This is a genomic window from Algoriphagus aquimarinus (assembly GCF_007997215.1).
GTDB lineage: Bacteria > Bacteroidota > Bacteroidia > Cytophagales > Cyclobacteriaceae > Algoriphagus > Algoriphagus aquimarinus_A.
On the sequence record NZ_VORW01000026.1, the window covers coordinates 14,023 to 34,818 of the forward strand.

Annotated in this window: 22 protein-coding genes and 1 pseudogene; 15 read left to right on the forward strand and 8 right to left on the reverse strand. The window is 41.1% G+C overall.

The genetic code is table 11. The features are described from left to right. Position 1: 1 nt before the first annotated feature. Positions 2-289: an NAD(P) transhydrogenase subunit alpha gene (locus tag ESV85_RS20370; protein WP_092896151.1), complete on the forward strand. Its 288-nt coding sequence runs from the start codon at positions 2-4 to the stop codon at positions 287-289. Beyond that, positions 286-1,671: an NAD(P)(+) transhydrogenase (Re/Si-specific) subunit beta gene (locus ESV85_RS20375; RefSeq protein ID WP_146920908.1), complete on the forward strand. Its 1,386-nt coding sequence runs from the start codon at positions 286-288 to the stop codon at positions 1,669-1,671. Before ESV85_RS20370 ends, ESV85_RS20375 begins: the two co-directional genes overlap by 4 nt. Before the next feature lie 224 nt (positions 1,672-1,895). Here the strand turns inward: ESV85_RS20375 and ESV85_RS20380 are convergent, their stop codons facing one another. Next, on the reverse strand, positions 1,896-2,390 hold the full coding sequence (locus ESV85_RS20380; RefSeq protein ID WP_146920909.1) for a DUF6265 family protein: 495 nt from the start codon (positions 2,388-2,390) through the stop codon (positions 1,896-1,898). 150 nt (positions 2,391-2,540) lie between these two features. Further along, a complete protein-coding gene (locus tag ESV85_RS20385; RefSeq protein WP_146920911.1) occupies positions 2,541-2,855 on the reverse strand; it encodes a HesB/IscA family protein in 315 nt (104 codons plus the stop codon). A gap of 109 nt (positions 2,856-2,964) precedes the next feature. Between ESV85_RS20385 and ESV85_RS20390 the strand changes: the two genes are divergently transcribed. From ESV85_RS20390 to ESV85_RS20425, 8 genes are all read left to right on the forward strand, one after another. Further along, positions 2,965-3,486, forward strand: a complete 522-nt coding sequence (locus tag ESV85_RS20390; RefSeq protein WP_146920913.1) for a hypothetical protein — start codon at positions 2,965-2,967, stop codon at positions 3,484-3,486. A 2-nt stretch (positions 3,487-3,488) separates the two neighbouring features. Further along, positions 3,489-3,902 (forward strand): YkvA family protein, encoded by a 414-nt coding sequence (locus ESV85_RS20395; protein ID WP_146920914.1) that lies wholly within the window; start codon positions 3,489-3,491, stop codon positions 3,900-3,902. A gap of 31 nt (positions 3,903-3,933) precedes the next feature. Then, positions 3,934-4,554: a thioredoxin family protein gene (locus tag ESV85_RS20400; protein WP_146920916.1), complete on the forward strand. Its 621-nt coding sequence runs from the start codon at positions 3,934-3,936 to the stop codon at positions 4,552-4,554. 9 nt (positions 4,555-4,563) lie between these two features. Beyond that, the gene (locus ESV85_RS20405) at positions 4,564-5,283 is read left to right on the forward strand and encodes an NAD-dependent epimerase/dehydratase family protein (RefSeq protein ID WP_146920918.1); all 720 of its coding nucleotides are present in this window, start codon (positions 4,564-4,566) and stop codon (positions 5,281-5,283) included. Beyond that, positions 5,280-5,732: a D-aminoacyl-tRNA deacylase gene (gene dtd, locus ESV85_RS20410; RefSeq protein WP_146920920.1), complete on the forward strand. Its 453-nt coding sequence runs from the start codon at positions 5,280-5,282 to the stop codon at positions 5,730-5,732. The genes ESV85_RS20405 and dtd overlap by 4 nt, the downstream gene beginning before the upstream one ends. A gap of 94 nt (positions 5,733-5,826) precedes the next feature. Further along, positions 5,827-7,305 carry a sulfatase gene (locus ESV85_RS20415; RefSeq protein WP_146920922.1) on the forward strand — a complete coding sequence of 493 codons (1,479 nt, stop codon included), beginning with the start codon at positions 5,827-5,829 and terminating at the stop codon, positions 7,303-7,305. Between the two features lie 77 nt (positions 7,306-7,382). Further along, on the forward strand, positions 7,383-8,852 hold the full coding sequence (locus ESV85_RS20420) for an ATP-binding cassette domain-containing protein (RefSeq protein ID WP_146920923.1): 1,470 nt from the start codon (positions 7,383-7,385) through the stop codon (positions 8,850-8,852). 379 nt (positions 8,853-9,231) lie between these two features. Further along, on the forward strand, positions 9,232-9,585 hold the full coding sequence (locus ESV85_RS20425; protein ID WP_223276070.1) for a 3D domain-containing protein: 354 nt from the start codon (positions 9,232-9,234) through the stop codon (positions 9,583-9,585). A gap of 108 nt (positions 9,586-9,693) precedes the next feature. Here ESV85_RS20425 and ESV85_RS20430 read toward each other — a convergent pair whose 3' ends face one another. After that, the gene (locus ESV85_RS20430; protein ID WP_223276073.1) at positions 9,694-11,265 is read right to left on the reverse strand and encodes a right-handed parallel beta-helix repeat-containing protein; all 1,572 of its coding nucleotides are present in this window, start codon (positions 11,263-11,265) and stop codon (positions 9,694-9,696) included. 162 nt (positions 11,266-11,427) lie between these two features. Beyond that, positions 11,428-12,396 (reverse strand): annotated as a pseudogene (locus ESV85_RS20435) (alginate lyase family protein); the annotation flags it as partial. 139 nt (positions 12,397-12,535) lie between these two features. Here ESV85_RS20435 and ESV85_RS20440 point away from each other — a divergent pair. The 4 genes from ESV85_RS20440 to ESV85_RS20455 all read left to right on the forward strand — a co-directional run bounded on the left by ESV85_RS20440 (position 12,536) and on the right by ESV85_RS20455 (position 15,321). After that, positions 12,536-12,742, forward strand: coding sequence for a DUF2191 domain-containing protein (locus ESV85_RS20440; RefSeq protein ID WP_146920927.1), 207 nt, complete (start codon positions 12,536-12,538; stop codon positions 12,740-12,742). Then, complete coding sequence (locus ESV85_RS20445; RefSeq protein ID WP_146920929.1) at positions 12,739-13,122, forward strand: PIN domain-containing protein; 384 nt, start codon at positions 12,739-12,741, stop codon at positions 13,120-13,122. Before ESV85_RS20440 ends, ESV85_RS20445 begins: the two co-directional genes overlap by 4 nt. A 141-nt stretch (positions 13,123-13,263) precedes the next feature. Beyond that, on the forward strand, positions 13,264-13,653 hold the full coding sequence (locus ESV85_RS20450; RefSeq protein WP_146920931.1) for a DUF302 domain-containing protein: 390 nt from the start codon (positions 13,264-13,266) through the stop codon (positions 13,651-13,653). 399 nt (positions 13,654-14,052) lie between these two features. Continuing rightward, positions 14,053-15,321: an aminotransferase class V-fold PLP-dependent enzyme gene (locus ESV85_RS20455; RefSeq protein WP_146920933.1), complete on the forward strand. Its 1,269-nt coding sequence runs from the start codon at positions 14,053-14,055 to the stop codon at positions 15,319-15,321. Positions 15,322-15,415: 94 nt separating this feature from the next. Here ESV85_RS20455 and ESV85_RS20460 read toward each other — a convergent pair whose 3' ends face one another. From ESV85_RS20460 to ESV85_RS20470, 3 genes are all read right to left on the reverse strand, one after another. Continuing rightward, complete coding sequence (locus ESV85_RS20460) at positions 15,416-15,799, reverse strand: iron chaperone (protein ID WP_223276071.1); 384 nt, start codon at positions 15,797-15,799, stop codon at positions 15,416-15,418. Between the two features lie 56 nt (positions 15,800-15,855). After that, on the reverse strand, positions 15,856-17,415 hold the full coding sequence (locus ESV85_RS20465; protein WP_146920934.1) for a M81 family metallopeptidase: 1,560 nt from the start codon (positions 17,413-17,415) through the stop codon (positions 15,856-15,858). A 140-nt stretch (positions 17,416-17,555) separates the two neighbouring features. Then, a complete protein-coding gene (locus tag ESV85_RS20470; protein ID WP_146920936.1) occupies positions 17,556-18,653 on the reverse strand; it encodes a VanZ family protein in 1,098 nt (365 codons plus the stop codon). A 255-nt stretch (positions 18,654-18,908) separates the two neighbouring features. Between ESV85_RS20470 and ESV85_RS20475 the strand changes: the two genes are divergently transcribed. Next, complete coding sequence (locus ESV85_RS20475) at positions 18,909-19,247, forward strand: nucleotide pyrophosphohydrolase (protein ID WP_191322073.1); 339 nt, start codon at positions 18,909-18,911, stop codon at positions 19,245-19,247. 3 nt (positions 19,248-19,250) lie between these two features. On the opposite strand, the gene ESV85_RS20480 is transcribed toward ESV85_RS20475, so the two are convergent. Further along, positions 19,251-20,729, reverse strand: a complete 1,479-nt coding sequence (locus ESV85_RS20480; protein ID WP_146920938.1) for a sulfatase — start codon at positions 20,727-20,729, stop codon at positions 19,251-19,253. Positions 20,730-20,796 lie beyond the last annotated feature (67 nt).

Sequence of the window (20,796 nt, forward strand, 5' to 3'; positions counted from 1 at the left end):
TATGAGCTCAGAAGCATTAATTATTCTGATTTATATACTTGTTCTGGCAAGTTTTCTGGGGTTTGAGCTAATCGCGAAAGTTCCTCCAACCTTGCATACACCACTGATGTCTGGTTCCAATGCGATATCCGGAATTACCATCGTAGGAGCACTTTTGGCCTGTAATGAGATGGGCTATACCACCATTAGTAAATGGCTGGGAATGGTTGCTTTGGTGCTAGCCACCATCAACGTAGTCGGCGGCTACACTGTCACAGATCGTATGCTTAAAATGTTCAAGAAAAAATGAGTATAGCCATAGAATTAGCTTATTTGATCGCCTCCATCTTGTTTGTGTTGGGGATGAAAATGATGAATAAAACCAAGTCAGCACGAAAAGGAAATCGTCTGTCGGCCTTGGGGATGTTCATAGCCATAGTAGCTACATTACTGCAGATTGATGCCATTTCCATGGTGGAGATTCTTGCATGTATAGTCGTGGGATCAGCGATTGGACTGTATTATGCCAATAAAGTAGAGATGACCAAAATGCCAGAAATGGTTGCGATTTTCAATGGATTTGGTGGTTTGGCTTCCTTTTCCGTTGCACTTTCTGACTATTTCCTGAGGACAGAAGTCAATATGGAATCCATAGAATTGGTGACCGTGATCAGTATAATTGTTTCCGTGTTTATTGGTGGACTTACCTTTACAGGATCCTTGGTGGCTTATTTGAAGCTGAACGGAAATATCTCAGGATCGCCAATTACTTTCAAAGGGCAACATCCTATTAATCTGATCTTGTTTTTAGGGTTTTTGACAGCGGCTGTATTTACTGTAATTGATCAAACTGATCCTATGCTGATTATCATACTGATAGTGATAGCATTGGTTTTGGGTGTGCTGACTGTGATTCCAATTGGAGGAGCAGATATGCCAGTAGTGATTTCTTTGCTAAATTCTTATTCAGGAATGGCGGCCTGTGCTACCGGTTTTATTCTAAATAATAATGTGCTAATCGTTGCGGGTTCACTGGTAGGAGCATCTGGGATTATTCTCACGCAGATCATGTGTAAGGCGATGAATAGATCCTTGGTCAATGTGCTTTTGGGTGGATTTGGTCAAACAGTGAATGAAGCACAAGCAGATGGTCCGTCTATTACTGTGAAAGAAATAGGGGTGGAGGAAACAGCCATGTTGTTCGATGGAGTTTCTTCTGTGATTGTAGTTCCAGGCTATGGCATGGCAGTAGCTCAGGCTCAGCATGTGATTCGTGAATTGATGGAGCAATGCGAAAAGAGAAATATTGACTTCAAGTTTGCCATTCACCCAGTGGCAGGAAGAATGCCAGGTCACATGAATGTGTTGTTGGCCGAAGCAAATATTTCCTATGACAAACTGATAGAAATGGAATCCATCAATGATGAGTTTCCAAATACAGACTTGGTGCTGATTGTAGGTGCAAATGACGTGGTCAATCCAGCTGCTCGAAATAATCCTCAAAGCCCGATTTATGGAATGCCGATCTTGAATGCTGATAAAGCCAGAACGGTAATCGTCTGTAAGCGAAGCATGGGTAAAGGCTATGCAGGAGTTGAGAATGAGCTGTTCGGCTATCCAAATTGCTTGATGCTCTTCGGAGATGCCAAGCAGACAATTACTAAAGTTGTCTCTGAAATGAAGGAGATGTAAGTCAGTTTAGAAAAAGTATACATTACAAAGAGCGACCTGAATTTCAGGTCGCTCTTTTTGCGTGCCGCTATGTTCTTAACACAATATTCTTGTATTTTTTATTTCAGACAGCCCTGAAAGGGCCAAATACCCCAACGATGGGTGCAGCCCATCGGTAAAAATGAATGCTAGTCTAGCATAGTCCTGAAAGGACGGAATCAAAATGGCATTGGAATCGACTCTTGTTAAAACGCCTTCTTCACGTATTTCAACTCCTCAATTGTCCTTACGCCACCTTCAGTTAGTGCTAGCCAGAGAGTGATTTCATCACCTTCTCGCTTCATGGTCAACCCATGGAAATAAACGATGTTTTCACCAACTTCCACCAATCGGAATGTGGTCCACTCCTCCTTTTCTTCCCAAGGAGAAAGGTCAGCATTAAAATGTTTGAGCTTCAATGAGAAGGTTTCGCCTTCTTGGATAAGATGCATGAATTCCGAAAAAACAAGTTTTCCCTCACTCCAAAAGCGGAATGTCCCGATCATACTTCCGTCGACCGCCGGCATCCAAACTTCCTCGCATTCGCCGCCAAATCCTGTTCCTGTCCATAAACCTTCCAGCCAAGCTAGCTCTTCAACATTTCCTTTTCCAGCATCTTGATTTTCATCAAGTTGTTTTACTTGAGAAAAAGCGATGAAACAGGTAAAGAATAGAATTAAGGAGAGAAGTGACTTTTTCATAAATGGAGATTTAGACCTCTCGAATTTAGGAAAATCCTTAATGGCAATAAAGGCTGAGTATTGTTAAGTCCTGCTTCTGGAGAAGCAGGACAACTTTGTCAATTGCGTTCTCTGCGAAACCTTAGTGGCCTCTGTGGTTAGAAATGTAAATCACACATCATGTCGCTTCGGAATCTCCGGATTCACAAAAGTAAATCCTCGGGCCTCGTCTCCTTCAAAAAAATCAATCTGCATTCCCATCAAAAACATGTAGTGCTTTTTTTCTATCAGAACCGGTATCCCAGCGAATTCAAATTTCTGATCTTCCTCCTTCGGCTTGTCAAAACCCAAAGCATAAGACATTCCACCACATCCACCGCCTTTCACTCCCACACGTAGGTGGTAATCAGCAGGAATGTTTTTGGTGGCCATGATATTTTTGATCTCAGCTTCGGCCTTTTCGGTGATTTTGATTGGGATTATCATGTGGAAGAAATGGTTTTGGCAGGGAATTGGTTCGCCAGAATGTAAATTTACATTCCCCGGAGTTTTCTTACGGGGATAATTTGTGCAAATTCGAGCTTAATCCCCAAAAATGGAATACTTAGTCGATTTATTGAAAATCCTTTTGCCAGCAGGTATTGTTCTGTATGGCATGTACCTCGTGGTCGTTTCTTTTCTTTCGAAGGAAAGAGAGAGGACTCTCGTAGAATTGAAAACCCAGAATTCTCAAACCATACTCCCAATTCGACTGCAGGCAGCTGAGCGAATTTGCCTTTTCCTGGAGAGAATCACGCCAAACAATTTGGTGAGAAGATCAAATCCAGGAAGTCTGACTGCGGGTGAATTGCATACGCTTTTGCTTGTAGAGATGAGAGAAGAGTTTAACCACAATTTTTCTCAGCAGGTATACTTTTCCGAAGAAACTTGGGAAGCAGTGAAGCGAGCAGTGGAGGAAGTGACTACTATTCTCAATCAAAGCAGACAAATGCTCAATGATGATGCGAAAGGGATAGATATGGCTAAGGCGATTTTTGCGCAAACGCTGGAAAGAAAAAACGATGCGATCAGTTATGCGTTGAAACAAGTGAAATCAGAAATTCAAATTTACTTTTGAAAATGAGCTCCTTCCAATCTAAAACCTCAGCAACTATAGATAATGCCAAAGCACTTTTTGGCAAAAAAGTAGACGCGCTGGTGAAACAAAAGGAAAAAGTCACAGAGTTAATCGCTGGGGTTGGTAGTAAGATTTCAAGGGTTGGGGATAACCCACGGGTGAAAAAACTCATTGAGCCAGTTTCTGTTTTCATCCGAATGATCAAGGCACACTTCAGCGGAGCACATAAGATGACCAACAGCACGCTAGGTTTGGTGCTTTTGGCTTTGGTTTATTTTGTTTCTCCGATTGATATCATCCCTGACTTTTTGGGCTTCTTTGGTTTTGCAGATGATCTAAGTGTAGTCTTGGCTATTTATGCTAAGGTAAAAGATGAGATTGAGGATTTTTTGGATTGGGAGAGAACTCAGGACTAGTAAGGTCTGTTAATCTCCAAAATCATAAGAAATGCTAGACCAACAAACTTTATTGATTACTCCTGAGCTGATTGGGTCAGCGCAGAACTATTCAGAATACAGAGAAATGATTGATCAGCTTTTAGCTGAGAATAAGACCACTGGGATTAACCACTCAGAGGGCTATCTGAATTATACCAAAATGAATGTGCAGCGAATGAATCGCTGGGATAAGATGGCTAAGATTTCTCCAGAACTGGATAAAATCATAGCTTCTATAGCCTCTCCACAAGTATGGCTGGTGATCACAGAGGGTTGGTGTGGTGATGCTGCGCAAAGTTTACCATTCATTGCTAAGCTTGCTGCTTTAAATCCGCTGATCGAGCTAAAATTCGTTTTGCGCGATGAGAATCCAGAGCTGATGGATGCTTACCTCACTGAAGGAGCGAGATCAATACCGATTTTGATAGCCTTGAATGAAGATTTGAGTAAAGAGTTTTTTGTTTGGGGACCAAGACCTGAGTTTCTTCAAAACCGCTTGAAAGCTTACAAACTCGATCCTCAGAATATTACTTCCAAGGAATTTGCGGACGGTACGCATCTTTGGTATGCAAGAGATAAAAACAAAGCAATAGCTGAGGAATTGACACCTTTGATTGCTTCAACGATATAACTATTATTTATGAAAATCGCACTGATTTCTGGGGCTTCAGGTCTTGTAGGTAAGGAAATTCTTCACCAGCTTTTTAAAAGTGAAGACTATGATTATGTGCTGAGCATAGGTCGTAGAAAGCGTGCGATCAAGCAGCAGAAGCTTGTACAGATTGAAGGCGATATGGCGAAAATTGATGTCTGGGATTGGGAAGGTAAAATTGCTTCGCAGAGTTTGAGCGGGGAATATTTCCCACTTATTGAGGGTCTGACTCAGAAAACAGCTGAGGTGCATGCTTTTTCTTCCTTAGGTACTACCATCAATCAAGCAGGGTCCAAAGAGAAGTTTTTTGCGATCGATCATGATTTGGTAATTGGATTTGCTAAGTGGGCTAAGACCTTGGGTGCATCTAAATTTCTTTATGTTTCTTCCTCCGGTGCAGATGCGAATTCTTCGATTTTTTACAGTCAAACAAAAGGTAAAACCGAAGAAGATCTCAAAGCACTTGGATTTGACTATGTGGGTCTATTCAGACCATCCTTATTAATGGGAAATAGAAATGAGTTTCGATTTGGAGAGCAAGTTGCGCAACTAGTGATGAAGCCTCTGATCTGGTTAAAGTTATTCAAGAACATCCGACCTATTTACGATTACCAGGTGGCAAAAGGAATGGTGAAAACTGCTTTGGCAAAAAATGCTCATTCAGTTGAAATTATTAGCTCTGGGGAATTACAAGATCTTAGCAAATGATAGTAGTAATCCAACGTGCTTCGGAAGCATCGGTAAAAATAGACGGTAAAGTCAAAGCCGAAATTGGAACAGGTTTAATGATTTTGGTGGGAATTGAAGAAGGAGACGGTGAGGAAGACATTTCCTGGCTAGCCAAAAAGATTCTGAACCTCCGGATTTTTCCGGACGAAAATGAAGTGATGAACAAGAGTTTGCTGGATGTAGAGGGAGAAATTTTGCTGATTTCTCAGTTTACGCTCCATGCCAGTACCAAAAAAGGAAATCGACCTTCCTACATCAAAGCGGCGAGACCGGATATTGCGATTCCATTGTATGAGCAGATGATTCAAACTTTGGAAGCGGATTTAGGGAAAGCTATAGGAACAGGCGAATTCGGAGCTGATATGAAAGTGAGCCTCATCAATGATGGTCCGGTGACCATTTTGATGGATAGTAAGAACAAGGTTTAGTATTTTTTGACAGGTTAGAACAGGATAGGGTCTGGTCTGTTTTGCCTATTTTAGAGAAGTATAATTTAGGTTTTACTAACTCTAGCCCTGTCCCATGAAAACCCAATATCGCCTTACATTTTTTCTTTTTTCTCTAATAATCACTCAATTTCTAGCTGGCTGTAGTAAGCCGAATCAGGAATCTGGCGAGAGCCAAGTGAAGCCGAACGTAATCATCATTCTTGCTGATCAGTGGCGAGCCCAGGAAGTTGGGTACATGGGGAATACACAAATTAAAACTCCGAACCTGGACAAACTTGCTTCTGAGAGTCTAGTCTTCGAAAATACCATTACCACTATGGCTGTTTGCGCACCGTGGCGAGCGAGCTTTTTAACAGGGCAATATCCATTGACACACGGGGTTTTCTATAACGATAAGCCTTTGCCAAATGAAGCATTGACTATGGCTGAAATCTATAAAGAGCAAGGCTATGCTACGGGTTACATCGGTAAATGGCATCTAAACGGGCATGCTAGAGATGAACATCCATTCAGCGCTAGGGATTTGCCGGTGCCAAAGGATAGAAGGCAAGGCTTTGATTATTGGAAAGTGAGAGAGGTAACTCACAATTATAACAACAGCTTTTATTTTGATGAAAATGACGTGAAGCAAACTTGGGAAGGCTACGATGTTTTTCCTCAGACGGATAGCGCGATTAGCTATATTCAAAAGAATAAAAAGAATCCATTTGTGCTGATGCTGTCCTATGGGCCGCCACACGATCCGTATTTTTCGGCTCCCAAAGAGTTTCAGGATTTATATGATGCGAGTACATTGGAAGTTCGCCCAAACGTCCCGGTCGCTCTACAAGATTCGGCAAGAAGGGTCATGGCAGGCTATTATGCGCATGCCTCTGCTATTGATTTTGCCATAGGTAATTTGCTTGACGCTTTGGATAAAGCAGGTATTGCAGATAACACCATTCTTGTTTTCACTTCGGAGCATGGAGATATGCTCATGTCTAAGGGTGTTCTGAAAAAGCAGCGACCCTATGACGAGGCTATCAAAGTGCCGATGCTGATTCGATACCCAGCCAAATTTGGAGCGAAAAGCCGTAGGGTGATTGACCCAATTGGAACGCCGGATTTATTACCGACGCTACTTGGGTTAAGTGAAATTGCTTCTCCTGAGAGTATTGAGGGAAAAGATTTTTCGAGTGAGTTACTTGAAGGAAATGACTTGGGAAATGAAGCTGCCTTGATTATGCTACCTGTGCCTTTTCATGAGTGGAAATTCCAAAATGGAGGTCGAGAATTCCGTGGTATCCGAACAAAAAGATATACTTATGTGAAAGATCTCAAAGGTCCATGGCTGCTTTATGATGATCAAACAGATCCTTATCAGCAAAATAATTTGGTCAATGATCCGGCGTTTGCAGACTTGCAAAATCAGCTGGAGACTACTTTGATGGCTAAACTTAAGGCGACAAACGATACCTTCCTGCCAGCTGATGAGTACATGAAGCAGTACAATTACCTCTACGATGCGCAGGATAGTGTACGTCAACCCAATTATTTGGAGATGAATAGATAGCTTCGCTCGTTTTAGTGAAGTCGGATTTTGACTGTTTCGGAGAAATTGACAATCTTCAATTTTCAAATCACTTTATTTTGTCAGATACTCTTCTTAGCATCCATTCCGCCCAGGTTCTTACCAAGGGAAAACAAGTTTTCGAATCCCTAGATTTCAACTGGTCGACAGGACAGAACTGGGCTATTATCGGCACTTCCGGAGCAGAGATGACTGCTTTCATAGAAACTATCAGAGGTAATGCCGTGCTTCCAAAGGGTGAGATTATTCGGCCTTTTGCTCAGGAGTATACTGAAGAGAAAACAAGTTCAGGTGAGATCAATTCTTTCCGAGACTTAATTGCCTATGTGTCTCAGCGATACGAAATCCGGAATAAATCCAATCAGCAGAACTTCTATTTCCAGCAGCGGTTCAATTCTTCCGAATCTAATGATACTGCCACCGTTCGCGAGTATTTGATGGAGGTAAAGGCGAAAGTGGCTGGACCTTGGACTTTGGAGAAGGTCTCTGAATTGTTGCATTTGGAGAACTTACTTGATAAGTCACTGCTCTTGCTTTCTAATGGAGAAACCCGACGATTGGCGCTGGGATTAGGGCTGATGCGTCAGCCGAAAATCTACCTCATGGATCAGCCCATGACAGGATTGGATGTGAAAAGTAGGGCTGAATTTGGGGAGATTTTGAAAGTGATGATTTCTGAAGGAGTGCAGGTACTGTTAACTACTTCAGCTAATGAAATCCCTGAAGGCATCACTCATGTCGCCAAGTTAAGTGGAATAGGAATCGAGAAGAGTTGGGAATTAGCAGACTTTCATCTGACAGCCAAGCAGGAGCAAAATCTCTCTTTTGATTGGGAGCTTTTGGATTCCCTTCTACCAAAAAGGCCAAATGAAAATACCGAGGTTATTCGACTGGAAAACCTAAATATCAAATACGGAGAAAAGCAGATCCTCAAAAACCTCAACTGGGAAGTAAGATCTGGCGAGCGCTGGTTGCTCAAAGGCTCCAATGGTTCCGGGAAATCAACACTAATCAGTTTGCTGATAGGTGAGAATCCACAAGCCTATTCTCAGAATTTCTGGCTCTTTGGACGCAAACGAGGAACTGGAGAAAGCATCTGGGATGTGAAGCGACCTACGGGGTTTGTAGCGCCTGAACTCAGCCGATTCTTTCCTTCCAATCAAACTTGCCGCAAAGTCATCCTATCGGGACTTTTTGATACGATGGGTTTATACAAAAAAATAACAGCTGAGCATGAAGCATTAGCTGAATCTTGGATGAAACTCTTCCAACTGCATGCCTTTGCAAACATTCCTATCAACCGACTTTCACTCGAAAACCAACGCTGGACATTACTTGCCCGAGCGCTGATCAAACAACCCAGACTCTTGATTCTTGACGAAGCTTCACAAGGAATGGATGAGTTTCAACGCAGGCTTTTTAAAGACACCGTACAGCAAATCTGCGAGCGAACTACAATGACTGTTGTTTATGTCAGCCACTATACTGAAGATGTGCCTGAGGCAGTGGAGAAGGTGATTGAGTTGTGATTGGTCGATAATCTAAAGAGTAGCCTGCGGACATGGAACACTGATTTTTAAGTAACTATTCCTAAATTCGAGAATCTTATAAATCATATTTCAAGAAAATTAATAGTTACTTATTCTATTTAGTATTACTTGTTTGAATGTGATTATAGACCGTTCTCATTGCCGATTTAGTTAAATATATATTGTTTTAATTTTCCATTAATTAGGGTTTAAAATATCACTTAAATTTGGTTTTTTAACTTTTATTATAGTTTATTTTAGGCTCTTTATATGAGGCTTGAATTGTAGTTATGAGAGTTGTTAAATAACTTTTTTGGATAAAATGAGTATATATAGTATGTGCTATTCATTAAAAACTATACGATTTTTCCCCTTTGCTATGTTAATCTTACTCTCTGCTTGTAGCAAACCTGAGACTAAATCCATGGATGTGGTGGCTACTGCTTACAATTCTGTGAAGGCGCAAACAGCCAATGACCCATCTATAGCGGCTTGGGGAGACACTTTGGTGCCAGGAATGAAAGCTGTTGCTATTTCAAGAGATCTTCTTGATTCAGGTCTTCATTATAATATGGATGTTACCATCGATGGTCTTGAAGGGAAGTATAAAGTCCTAGATAAAATGAATAGAAGGTGGGTTAAAAAAATTGATATTTACATGGGGGTTAATGTACAAGAAGCTCGCCAATGGGGTAAGCAATATGTAACCATTAGCTATGTGCCTTCTGAGTAGATTTTTCTGGATATCAATATTATTTTGAAATATAAAATCATAAAAATATTTATATAGCATGAAAGAAAGGTTGTTGGATTGAAAGATGCGATCCGCATTTAAAATTTCTTATTTTCTTTCAACTTTTACATTCTTAAACATCACCTCATTCTCACTCACTCTCAATTCCTTTCCACTTAAAGTTGTCACATTCTTCAGATTCACTTCTTTGGTAAGGACATAAGGATATTTTTCTATGTAAGAATCATTTTTCTTTTCAGAATTGAAATTCCCAAAAATAGCTGGGCCCTGATAGTCTTCGGGATGATTGGAATCGTCGATTTTAAGATTTTCGATTATGATTTGCTCCGGCATATAGCAGGTGTAGCCGAAATCGTGCTGACCAGAATTATAGCCATTAATCAAGGAAGCACTATAGGTTTTTCCGCCATTTGGAATAAAAGTACAGTCACGGATAATTAGTTTTCCTTCCCAGGTGCTTCCGTAGTCGGAACGAAGATTGATCAGGCTCCTTCCTCGGATAGTTGAGTTTTCCACGGTGAAAGTTCCAGTGCCAATTGCATTGATACCCATATGACCAAGAGTAGAGTTGCGGATGGTAGCATTGGCCACACCCATGTGGGCATCGAAGCGGGAAAGAATACAGGTGTCGAAAAGTAGATTCTTGCTGTAGTTGGAACCCATGATTCCCCAATACATGCTGTCATCGATGTTATTTGTCTGACTGCAGTTGATAAAGGAAACGTTCAGGGCTCGGTTCACTATAATGTCATAGGTACCCATGGTGACAGGCTTTCCAGCTGCGCCTATGGTTGAGTAGGTTTTGTGTCCTGTCAGGATAGTGTTCTTTACGGTTACGAAGGCAGCTTTGCTGATATTGATGAATCCGTTGTAGGGAGCGCCATGATCACCTTCCCCAGTAACGTGATGTTCCAAGAAATCAACAATTACATTGGAGCGCTGTATGGAGATATTCCGACTGTAATAGTTGTACTTCGATTCCTCCTGATTGGCAATGGTGGTAAAATGACCTCCGGTTATAGTCAGTGTTTTTTCATCAATAGGGAGCGCAGTGATTTCTGTGATCTGATCAAAATCCCAAATGATTGGTGCATCCTGATCCACATTTCCGTCTTTATCCATCAGAAAAATATCCGTTTGCGGTGCACCATTATTTTGATTTAGCCCAAATCGGATGTACTTCATTTCGTTGGAATTGGTGACGGAGATCAAAGAAGAGCTGGGCAAAGTGATATCGATCTTTTTCTGATTCCTCTTCAGTGAGGTTATTCCTTCAAGTTTATAAGGCTTCAGACTTGAACTGACCAAGAAAACTGGAGCATTACGGTTTTCTACTTCTCTATCGTCAATTAGGAAGGAAGCTGTCCCAAAGTCAGTGTCGGTTTGTATGATCGCCGTCTGCTCTTTTCCTCCGATGTAATAGCTTGCACCATCGTCCGCTTTCACTTTTAGATCGTGCTCATTGGCAAATTCATGAGTTGTTGCGATAGCATCCATATCATCAGTTTTACCATCACCTTTGGCACCAAAGTCACTGTAATGAACAGAACCAGCGGCTTTAAATTTGGCGACATTCTCTTTAGATAGATTTGCAAGTGATTGTCCACTAGCTTGTATGGTTTCTTCAGAGATCCAAAGCAGCGGGAATCTCACAGGCATATTTCGGATGACTTCTGGCGTGTCAAAATCAGCATCAAGCAAATTCCAGAGTTCTAAGTATTCTTCCTCCTCATAGGCGTCTCCTCCAAAAAGCAAGAATGAATGTCGCACAGGCCATTTGTCCCAGTACATTACATCTTTTTGGTAAGGCCAAGCATCTTTGTTTTCTACAAAGGGATAGAGAAATGAAATCCCTAAAGCCAATGATTTACCATCTGGTGTTTGGTAGCTGAATAAGTTTTCGACATCGTCTACATAAACCTGGCAAAGGGTAGCCATGGCGTCTAAACTGAAAAGGGAATAACCATATGGTTTGGTGCGCTTGAGTTCCTGAGGGAAGCTTCCGTCTGTTGCCATTTGATCTGGAAGAAGCACCGTTTTATACATTTCGTTGCAATAGTCAAGTACTTCTTGGTTACCGACAAATTGTGCGAAAACAGCCGCTTGCATCGCCCAGCACACACTGTGATTGTTTCCATGATCCCGCTCATCAATCCCATATGGATGCGTGGTTATCCAATTCAAATATTCCGAAAACCAGTCTTTTATCTGCTTTATCTCCAAATCAGAAATCACTCCTGAGTTTTCCACTGCTTCGATTGCTTTGGCCACTTCCATGAGTTGGATGGTATCTATGATTCCGATTCCTCGACCAGTTACTTTGCCTTTGATCGCTTGAGCATACAGTAAATTTGGGTTCATTTTAGTGGCTTCGTCAATGAACCAAGCCTTGAGATGCGGAGCTAAAGCTGTGACATATTTATCCTCTTTTGTCACCAAATAGGCAGAAGCCAGTGCGCCAGAAATTTGGCTAAATCGGATCATCGCCTCACGATGTGCGGTGAAATTATCAGGATTAGTCAATCCGTCCCGCTGAATGTATGGGCCTTCTGGATTACTTGGATCTGGCCACCAATAGTCTCCTTCGGAATAGAAATCATGAATTCCACCCGCACTTCGGGAGCTACTTTCCGCAGTTACAGTGATTGGTTTTTCGCTCACATATTCCTCTGCCAAACGGATTACTCTTGCACGTTCTTTTGCGAAGTAATCTGTGCTGGTGTTCTCAGTTTGTTGAAGAGTTAAAAATGAGCTGAATGCAAAAAATAGAATAAGGATGTATTGAATCATTTTGGGTTGGGGAGTTAAATCTGTTTTAAGATGCAATTTATTGAGGTGTTTTGAAAGAGCTTTAACCTCTGTGGACTTTGTGGTTAAAAACAACAAAATACGATAGGCTTTCGTATTTTTGTGTATAAACTATAAAGTAATGAAAGTCACTGCATTAATTGAAGATGAATTGATCCAAGATGTGATGAAAATCTCTGGAGCCAAGAATATTACTGAAGCATTAAGAATTGTCTTGAAAGACTACAGATCTCGAAAACTATTGCGTGAATATTCCAATAGCATCGCAGCGGAGCCTTTGGAGTTTAATTATGGGGCACAACAGATTCGTGATTTGAATCAGAAATGAATAGGGTATTAATTGATACTTCCGTTTGGATAGAGTTTTTCAAGGCAAACCCGTTTTATTTCGATATGTGCATGGAGCTCATTGATCATGCGGAAATTTTCTCTATTGAATTGATATTTGCAGAACTATTGCAAGGTGCCAAAGGTAAAAGAGAGATCGAAATGATAGATAGGTTTTTCGGCCAAATGATAATTCTGGATAGCCCTGGATTAATCTATCAAGCGGGGATTTTTTCAGGAGATAATAAGCTATTGGATCGAGGAATAGGGTTGATTGATTCAGTGATCATTCATACTGCGAAAAAATTTGATTTGAAAATCTGGACTTTGGATAAGAAAATCATTGGCTTTTTAGCAGATAGGAATGTTTTTCACCCGTAGTTTTCTAACGAATAAAAGCAACTCGGACTCTTTAATAATAATGTAGGTCTATCGCATGGTCTGTAAGTCTTCAAGTGCTTAATAAGTAATTAAGTGACTCATGTCACTATCCTTCTAGATGATTTTTTCGTTATTGAACACATGAGCTATTATATAACAACAACGATAAAAGGTGACTTCAATCAAGTGATAGACAAAGTCACAGAAGAATTGAAAAAGCAAGGTTTTGGAGTGCTGACAACTATTGATATGAAAGCTACGCTTAAGAAGAAACTGGATGTGGATTTTTATAACTATCAAATTTTAGGAGCATGTAATCCGCCCAATGCATATAAAGCCTTACAAGCTGAAGATAAAATCGGTTTGATGCTTCCATGTAATGTAATAGTACAAGAAAAGGAAGCTGGCCAAATCGAAGTGTCGGCAGTGGATCCTGTGGTCTCCATGATGGGAGTCAAGAATGATGGGTTAGAACCTGTTGCCGTAGAAGTGCGGGATAAGTTGAAAAAAGTAATCAACGCATTAGCGTAAAGCCGTAGTTATAATTGTGTTTTGCCACCATGGCCTGTGTCTCCACAGGCCATATTTTTTGAGTATTCTGCTGTTCAGGATTTTCAATCCGAAAAAAAGCAGTAGATGATTGCCAGTATTTTTAACTAAAGCTTATAAATCTTCGGATCAAGCTTCGAGATTTACAATCTCGAAGAGCAGGATGAGCAGGTTAAAGATATCTTCCGATTAACCTGTTTTTTAGCTAGCTAATAGTATTCAGTTTGATTTATTGGAGATGATTTCCTAACTCATAAGATAGCCACAGATCTTATGAAATCGAGCATTTTAAAAGTCACAAACTGGGATGATTATAAATCCCGCAAGATTCTCCCGATTCTCGGTACAGGCTATCTGACAGCTTAAAACAATTATAAACAGATGAAAAGCAGAAGATCATTTATCCAGAAACTCGGTGCGGGAATAGCTATTCCAGGCTTAGTTTCCTTCAGTTCTCCAACTCAAATTAATTCGAAATCAATAAACCATTCTCTTCAAGGAGATGAGTTTTGGAATGATATACGCAAGCAATTTCCACTGAACGACAGTAGGATTTACTTAAACAACGGGACCTTTGGTCCTTCGCCACTGGCGGTTTTGGATGCTTTGCAAAGCTCTTTTGTTGAAACAAATACCAGCGGAGAATATGGCCATATAGAGCCGGAGCGTGAGAAGTTAGCTGAGTTTGTAGGAATCAAGACTTCTGAAATTTCTCTTACTCATAATACCACTGAGGGCATCAATATCATGTGTTGGGGACTTCCGTTGAAAGCTGGCGATGAGGTGATTATCACTTTGCATGAACACGTGGGAAATGCCTTACCATGGCTGAATCGGGCAAAACTACATGGAATTGTGTTGAAGCCCTTTGAACCTAAAGCTACTCAAGCTGAAAATTTAGATCTGATCAAAAGCCTAGTCACTCCCAAAACGAAGGTGATCGCGATTCCGCATATCACTTGCACAACTGGGTTGGTTTTTCCTATTAAAGAGATTTCAGCTTTTGCCAGAAGTAAAGGAATATTTAGCGCAATTGACGGAGCACATGGAGCTGGGACATTCGATCTGAATCTGAAAGATCTGGGTTGTGATCTTTACGCAAGTAGCTATCATAAGTGGGTGTTGGGTCCAAATGGTACGGGTTTTCTGTATGTGCGAGAGGAGGTTTTGGATCAAGTCCAAGCATACCAAGTTGGTGCTTATTCAGATTTAGGTTGGGATCTGTACCAAAGTCCACCTGAGTTCAAAGGCTATGTGCCTACCGCACATCGTTTTGATTATGGAAGCCAAAGTTTGCCAATGATGAAAGGCGCAGTGGCAGCGGCAGATTTTCATGGAGAAATAGGCAAGGGGAAAATAGAAACCAGAATAAGGGAGCTAAATCAATACTTGTTTGAAGGACTGTCTGAAATGAATTCTCAGTTGGATATTTTGTCTTCGTCAGAGCCAGAATCTCGGATCAGTATGGTCACCTTCAAAGCGAAAAATATGGGATACCAAGAAGCTGCTGGCTTGATAAGCAAGGAAGGTTTTAGGATAAGGCAAGTTCCGGAGAGTAAGTTGGACGCTATCCGGATTTCAACTCATATTTATAATAGCAAAACAGAAATTGACAGCTTTCTTGAAGCGACTAAAAAGGTGTTGGGTTAAGGTTTTTTTTAGATTTTAATTGCAGGGAACATGGAGACTTCAGTAAGTAAAAAGTAGTTTGTTGAGAGTCAGGCTGAGCGAAGTCGAAGCCTTTTTATAAGTTTTTTTTCTTCTTCAATTCCACTTTTGCCTCTGCTTCGGCAGCTCGGAATTGTGAGATATCAGCAATCAACTTTAGAGGCAAAGGTTTGTCCAATGGGAATTGAATGGCCCCAGTTGAGGTCACGTATTTCTTAAGTTCTTTCTTGAATTGGCTTACTCCGCTATTTGTAGGATAAAATCCTATGTGTTTTTTCGCAGCTGCGAAATAGACCAACACCTCTGTGGTTTTGTACGCCGGCATACTGTAGCTGACCACTTCTTTGGCTTTTGGAATAGCTTTCAGAATTGTCGCGCGCATTTGCTCTAGTTTTTCCCTCACTTCAGGAGAGCACCAGCTTAGATATTCCTCAACTGAGGATGGTTTTGCGTTCATCATACTCTTGAGATTTTAGACGTTAGACATAAGATTTAAGACTTTTATTTCATTATATATCAGTCGAGCTTATCTGCAGCAGGCACCAATTTAGCATTCAAATCCGGTTCCGCCATATCTTTATCCAGCGGGAACATAGGTCGATTGATGCGCTTGTATCCAAGTCGTTCCAAATCCTGATCTACGCCACCTGGAGTCAGGGCCATCACCCAATCTGCCCGCATGTCGTAAAGTTCAGGAACAAGATATCCGATTTTTACCACAACGATATTTGCTTCTCTTGGCTTCAAACCTAGGTCTGTGAAGTCGCTTTCATTATGATAGGGCTTACGTTTTTTGGTGACTATCACATGTACGGAGCCAACTTTTACTACTACTTCTACCTCCGCAGCACTGTCACCTTCTTTGATTGCTTCCACTGTTCCTTTTAGCATTACTGGCGGAGCAAATCTATCATCGATTGCTGCTCCTGCAGTTCCTTCCACTTTTCCTCCTACGCCTGCGGCAATTGCCTTCTGGACAAACTCAGGGCCCGGGATAGATGCATAAATCAGCGTTGGGCCATTCTCGGATTTAAACTCAGGTCGCTTCAGGATTTCTGTCAAAGTCCACGTCACATCTCCTGCTCCACCAGCAGTTGGGTTGTCTCCCATATCAGAGATCATGAAAGGCTTTTTATCAGAGGCAAGTGCCATCTTCAAGCTTTCATCCAACGTAGCAACAGGTGCAACGAACTCAAATTCATTTCTCACATTCCAAAAGCTTTGCGCAAGCTCTTCAGCTGACTCGGTCACAGCTTTCTCATCATCTCCAGTTACCATTACCACGGCATGGTTTCTAGGCTCATCTGCCCAAGCATAACCTATCCAAATCGCAGCATCAATCACGCCTTCCTTTTTGGTCATTGGATCTACTTTAGCATATAAGCTCATTCCCGGATCAATTCGAGTACTTGTTTTTTCGCCAGGAAGCAAAATTGGAACCGGAATCCAAGCTTTAAAGGCAGGCTTTCCTTTGCCACTTTCCAAGCGATCCAGCATGTTTTCTACCGCACGTTGCTTGGACTCCAGCGCATCTTCATGTGGAGCCATTCTATAGCAGGTGATCAAATCTGTATTTTCCGCTAATCTCCAAGAGACATTGCCATGCAAATCCATGGACGTAGAGATCAAAGTCTCAGGTCCTACAACTTCACGAACGCGAATGATGAAATCACCCTCAGGATCATCCAATCCAACCACACTCATGGCCCCATGGATATCGAAGAAAAGTCCATCGTATGGCAGGTTTTCCTTGAGCATATCTAAGGTTTTGCCAACTAACTCTTCATAAGCTTCCCGAGTTACGATTCCGCCTGGGATGGCATGACCCCTAAGCGTGGGAAACCATTCAGCTCTTGCCCTATCTTCCGAGGCTGAATCTAGAAAAGGATAATATGAGAAAACATCATTTCCTTCGCGCGTACGAAATGCATCTACATCACTGGTAGCAGGCGAAAAAGTACTGGACTCAATTGCCAATCCTGCGATGGCTATACGAGGTAGGGGTTTTGATTCCTCCTTGGTTGAACAAGAAATGCTAACTAAGAGGATGAACAGAAGCGCGATAAAATTTCTCATAGCGGAAGGGCTAGTTTTTATTTTCAAATGAAAATGGCATTCGCCAATAACAGATTTCAATTTAAACTAACATCTCGAAACATTATCAAAAATTTCTAAGAATGGTGTAATTCTAAATCAATATTTTTTCCAAAGATCCATTAGTTTACATCAGATCGATTGGCAAGAATCTGGGTAGTATGCGCAAATCTATCCAGCCAGCCTCTATGATCTTTTCTTATAAAGGTCACCATGACAGTTCCGACAAACCAAATCGCCAAGAAAAGCAGATAAAGGAATAGATAGAGTCTGTTATCAAATCGGGTGTCTATGAGGAATTTTGAGACTTCCCCGACTAAAAATGGAAGGATCAAAAACACACCATATCGGGCAATAAGAACCTTATAAGTAAGCTTTAAACCATCCATTCTGATGATTCGGATTCCGAGCAACTTTTTGCCAAAAGTCTGCCCATTGGTCATTTTACTAACGAAAATAAAATAGAAGAAAATCAGGCTGACTTTCATCAATGAAAGTAGCCATACGTTTTCAGATATTCCCTCTATGATATAGGCAGTAAATAAAATCACCAGTAATGAGTCAACAAAGATTGCTAAAAACCGCTGGGTCAACGTGACTTCAGATCTGTCTAGAAGTGGTTTTTTCGATACGTTTGGCAAGACGTTGGAATATCTGGAGATCACAAATCCAATGAAACATCCAAAAGTATTTGTAATCAAATCATCGACTTCAAAATGTCGATATCTACAAGGGTACAAACCGTAAAGCGCTGTGAGTTGAGTGATTTCAAAGAATAAGGAGGCTAGAAAACCAATTAGAGTGGCTAGGCCAGCATTCTTTATTTGGAACAAATACCTTAGGAAAAAGCCAAGTGGTATCAGAAGTAACACATTGAAAGCTGTCACCATAAACGCATTACTTTTCACGATGCTGAAAAGCGAAATATTACCTTGAACTTCTCGAAAGGTTTGTTTTACAAATCGGAAAGGGAAAAATCTGGGATCAACTTTTCCTATTCTGTAGTCACAAAACCCTTCGGAGATCACAGGAAGTGGAAGGACTGTGAGTAAGAAGGCAGTCATCGCATAGAATGCGAAAATGTATAAAACTAAACTTCTGTTAAACTGTACATAGCCTATTTTCTTATACTGGAAATAAGCATAAGGGACAACGCTTGCCGCGGCAAGCGCTGGGAAATAAATAATTGAAGTTCTGATAACTTCAAAATAACTGTTCATGCAATCTGCGTTGGCTCCGCCGATAGCTTTTAAAGCTTCAGCTCCTTAGGTTTTCATTCCAAAGGAACTCCTTTTACAATAACCGATCCTTTTAGAGGCGAATTCATCAGATAGTGCAACGATAGATTGTTAATTTTGACTAAATCATTCCTTACCCATGAAATCTAGCCTGCCTTAGGTAGACACAAAACACAGAGGAATGATTGGTAGGCCCAGCGAGATTACATATGGCCTTTAGAAAACAATTATAATCATATGAAAGACGAAATCACTTTAAAAGAAGCTCAAGAGCAAGTTGATCATTGGATCAAAACAGTTGGCGTTCGCTACTTCAATGAATTGACCAATATGACTATTTTGATGGAAGAAGTGGGCGAATTGGCCAGAATCATGTCCAGAACCTATGGAGAGCAATCTTTCAAGGAATCAGATAAAGGTAAAGATCTCGGAGATGAAATGGCTGATGTGCTTTGGGTTCTCATTTGTCTAGCCAATCAGACTGGTGTTGATCTTACTGAAGCTATGAAAAAGAACTTCGAAAAGAAGAATGTTCGTGACATTGATAGGCATAAGAATAACGAGAAACTGAAATAGGAATTACTTTTTATCGTAAAGCCCAGTATTTCCTTTTTCCAGAACAGGAATCAATTCATTAACGATTTTGGGGTTTTCTGCCGCAATATTCACTGTTTCCAAAGGATCCGTATGATGATCATATAGCTCAATAGTTGGCTCGGCGGCTAGGAAGTACTTTGTCAGCCTGTAGCGATCTGTCCGCATGGATATGCCATTATGAAAGTAGGAGTAGGCTATGTTTCCGACTTGAGATTCCTTTGAATTTAATAAGCTAGCAAAGCTTTCTCCATCCAAATTGGTAGGATTCTTAACTCCTAACAATTCCATGATCGTTGGGTAAATGTCTACAGATTCCACAATTGAATCATCGATTTTGCTGACTTTAGAGCCTGGAATTTTGAATATCAAAGCTGAGTTTAGCGCATTTTCAAACAGGGTATGCTTGCCCCATATTTGCTGCTCACCTAGGTGCCAGCCATGATCTCCCCACACAATTACAATCGTATTTTGATCCAGTTCCAGCGCTTTTAACTCGTCAAGTATCAAGCCTATCTGAGCATCTGAATAACTTGCTGCAGCGTAGTAAGCATGCTTAATTTTCTTTGCGTAAGCATCTGAAAGCTGTCGATCTAATCCAGCCTTTTCCTCGCCGAGTTGATATCCGTTGAATTCACCGCTTTCCAAGAGACTATTGTTGGAGACATGTTGAGGTTTTTCTGGGTTTTGAGCCAGTGGAATTTTATCCTCATCATAAAGGTCCCAATATTTTTTCGGAGCGGTGAAAGGAAGATGTGGCTTGAACAAACCTACGCCTAGGAAAAACGGTTGGGAGCTGTTTTTCAGTTCTCTTAACTTTTTGATGGCCAATTGGGTAGTAAGTCCGTCTGGATAACCCAAGTCATCCACGTCTCCAGCTTCATAAGGTTTGACTTGCTTGTTCATGCTCTGACGATTTTCTCCATCTGCATATGCAAAAAATGCATTCCAACCTGTGCCCCATTTTCCATGGTCGAATAGCAATTCATCCCAGCTGTAGGGCAATTCTCTTTGGCTAGAAACTTCTTCCTCATAGCCATACACATAGCCATCAGCGGAATGAGAGATTTTTCCAATTCCTACCGTATGATATCCATTTCTTTTGAGATGATGGATGAATGTCTCCGGCGTCTCTGATTCTGGGGTTTGATGGAATTCATCCTGCATGATATTATTCCCTAGTTGCGCTTGTCGACTTGGTCTTTTTCCAGTGAGAAATGCAGCACGAGATGCTCCACAGGTAGGGACTTGGACAAATTGATTGGTGAAACTCACACCTTCGGCAGCTAGTTTGTCAAGATTCGGAGTAATGATGGTACTGTTTTCAAAATGGCCTAACTCTGATCGCAAGTCATCTACTGCGATAAAGAGGACGTTGGGTCTGGTTGATTGTGCAAAACTCGGGAGAAAGAGTAACCCTAGTAAAGTAATGAGTAGTGGTTGTCTTAAAAACTTGTGTTCCATTTCTTGCTTGATTTTCAGATAGTCAATCTAGGTCATTCGCTCTGTAGATAAAAGATGAATTATTGGA

Coding starts and splice junctions, on each gene's coding strand:
- ESV85_RS20450 (WP_146920931.1), top strand. CDS start 13,264: ATGAGCTATTATATAACAACAACGATAAAAGGTGACTTCAATCAAGTG.
- ESV85_RS20425 (WP_223276070.1), top strand. CDS start 9,232: ATGTTAATCTTACTCTCTGCTTGTAGCAAACCTGAGACTAAATCCATG.
- ESV85_RS20385 (WP_146920911.1), bottom strand. CDS start 2,855: ATGATAATCCCAATCAAAATCACCGAAAAGGCCGAAGCTGAGATCAAA.
- ESV85_RS20455 (WP_146920933.1), top strand. CDS start 14,053: ATGAAAAGCAGAAGATCATTTATCCAGAAACTCGGTGCGGGAATAGCT.
- ESV85_RS20440 (WP_146920927.1), top strand. CDS start 12,536: ATGAAAGTCACTGCATTAATTGAAGATGAATTGATCCAAGATGTGATG.
- ESV85_RS20480 (WP_146920938.1), bottom strand. CDS start 20,729: ATGGAACACAAGTTTTTAAGACAACCACTACTCATTACTTTACTAGGG.
- ESV85_RS20395 (WP_146920914.1), top strand. CDS start 3,489: ATGAGCTCCTTCCAATCTAAAACCTCAGCAACTATAGATAATGCCAAA.
- ESV85_RS20405 (WP_146920918.1), top strand. CDS start 4,564: ATGAAAATCGCACTGATTTCTGGGGCTTCAGGTCTTGTAGGTAAGGAA.
- ESV85_RS20430 (WP_223276073.1), bottom strand. CDS start 11,265: ATGCCTGTGAGATTCCCGCTGCTTTGGATCTCTGAAGAAACCATACAA.
- ESV85_RS20370 (WP_092896151.1), top strand. CDS start 2: ATGAGCTCAGAAGCATTAATTATTCTGATTTATATACTTGTTCTGGCA.
- ESV85_RS20415 (WP_146920922.1), top strand. CDS start 5,827: ATGAAAACCCAATATCGCCTTACATTTTTTCTTTTTTCTCTAATAATC.
- ESV85_RS20380 (WP_146920909.1), bottom strand. CDS start 2,390: ATGAAAAAGTCACTTCTCTCCTTAATTCTATTCTTTACCTGTTTCATC.
- ESV85_RS20475 (WP_191322073.1), top strand. CDS start 18,909: ATGAAAGACGAAATCACTTTAAAAGAAGCTCAAGAGCAAGTTGATCAT.
- ESV85_RS20400 (WP_146920916.1), top strand. CDS start 3,934: ATGCTAGACCAACAAACTTTATTGATTACTCCTGAGCTGATTGGGTCA.
- ESV85_RS20445 (WP_146920929.1), top strand. CDS start 12,739: ATGAATAGGGTATTAATTGATACTTCCGTTTGGATAGAGTTTTTCAAG.
- ESV85_RS20390 (WP_146920913.1), top strand. CDS start 2,965: ATGGAATACTTAGTCGATTTATTGAAAATCCTTTTGCCAGCAGGTATT.
- dtd (WP_146920920.1), top strand. CDS start 5,280: ATGATAGTAGTAATCCAACGTGCTTCGGAAGCATCGGTAAAAATAGAC.
- ESV85_RS20465 (WP_146920934.1), bottom strand. CDS start 17,415: ATGAGAAATTTTATCGCGCTTCTGTTCATCCTCTTAGTTAGCATTTCT.
- ESV85_RS20460 (WP_223276071.1), bottom strand. CDS start 15,799: ATGATGAACGCAAAACCATCCTCAGTTGAGGAATATCTAAGCTGGTGC.
- ESV85_RS20375 (WP_146920908.1), top strand. CDS start 286: ATGAGTATAGCCATAGAATTAGCTTATTTGATCGCCTCCATCTTGTTT.
- ESV85_RS20470 (WP_146920936.1), bottom strand. CDS start 18,653: ATGAACAGTTATTTTGAAGTTATCAGAACTTCAATTATTTATTTCCCA.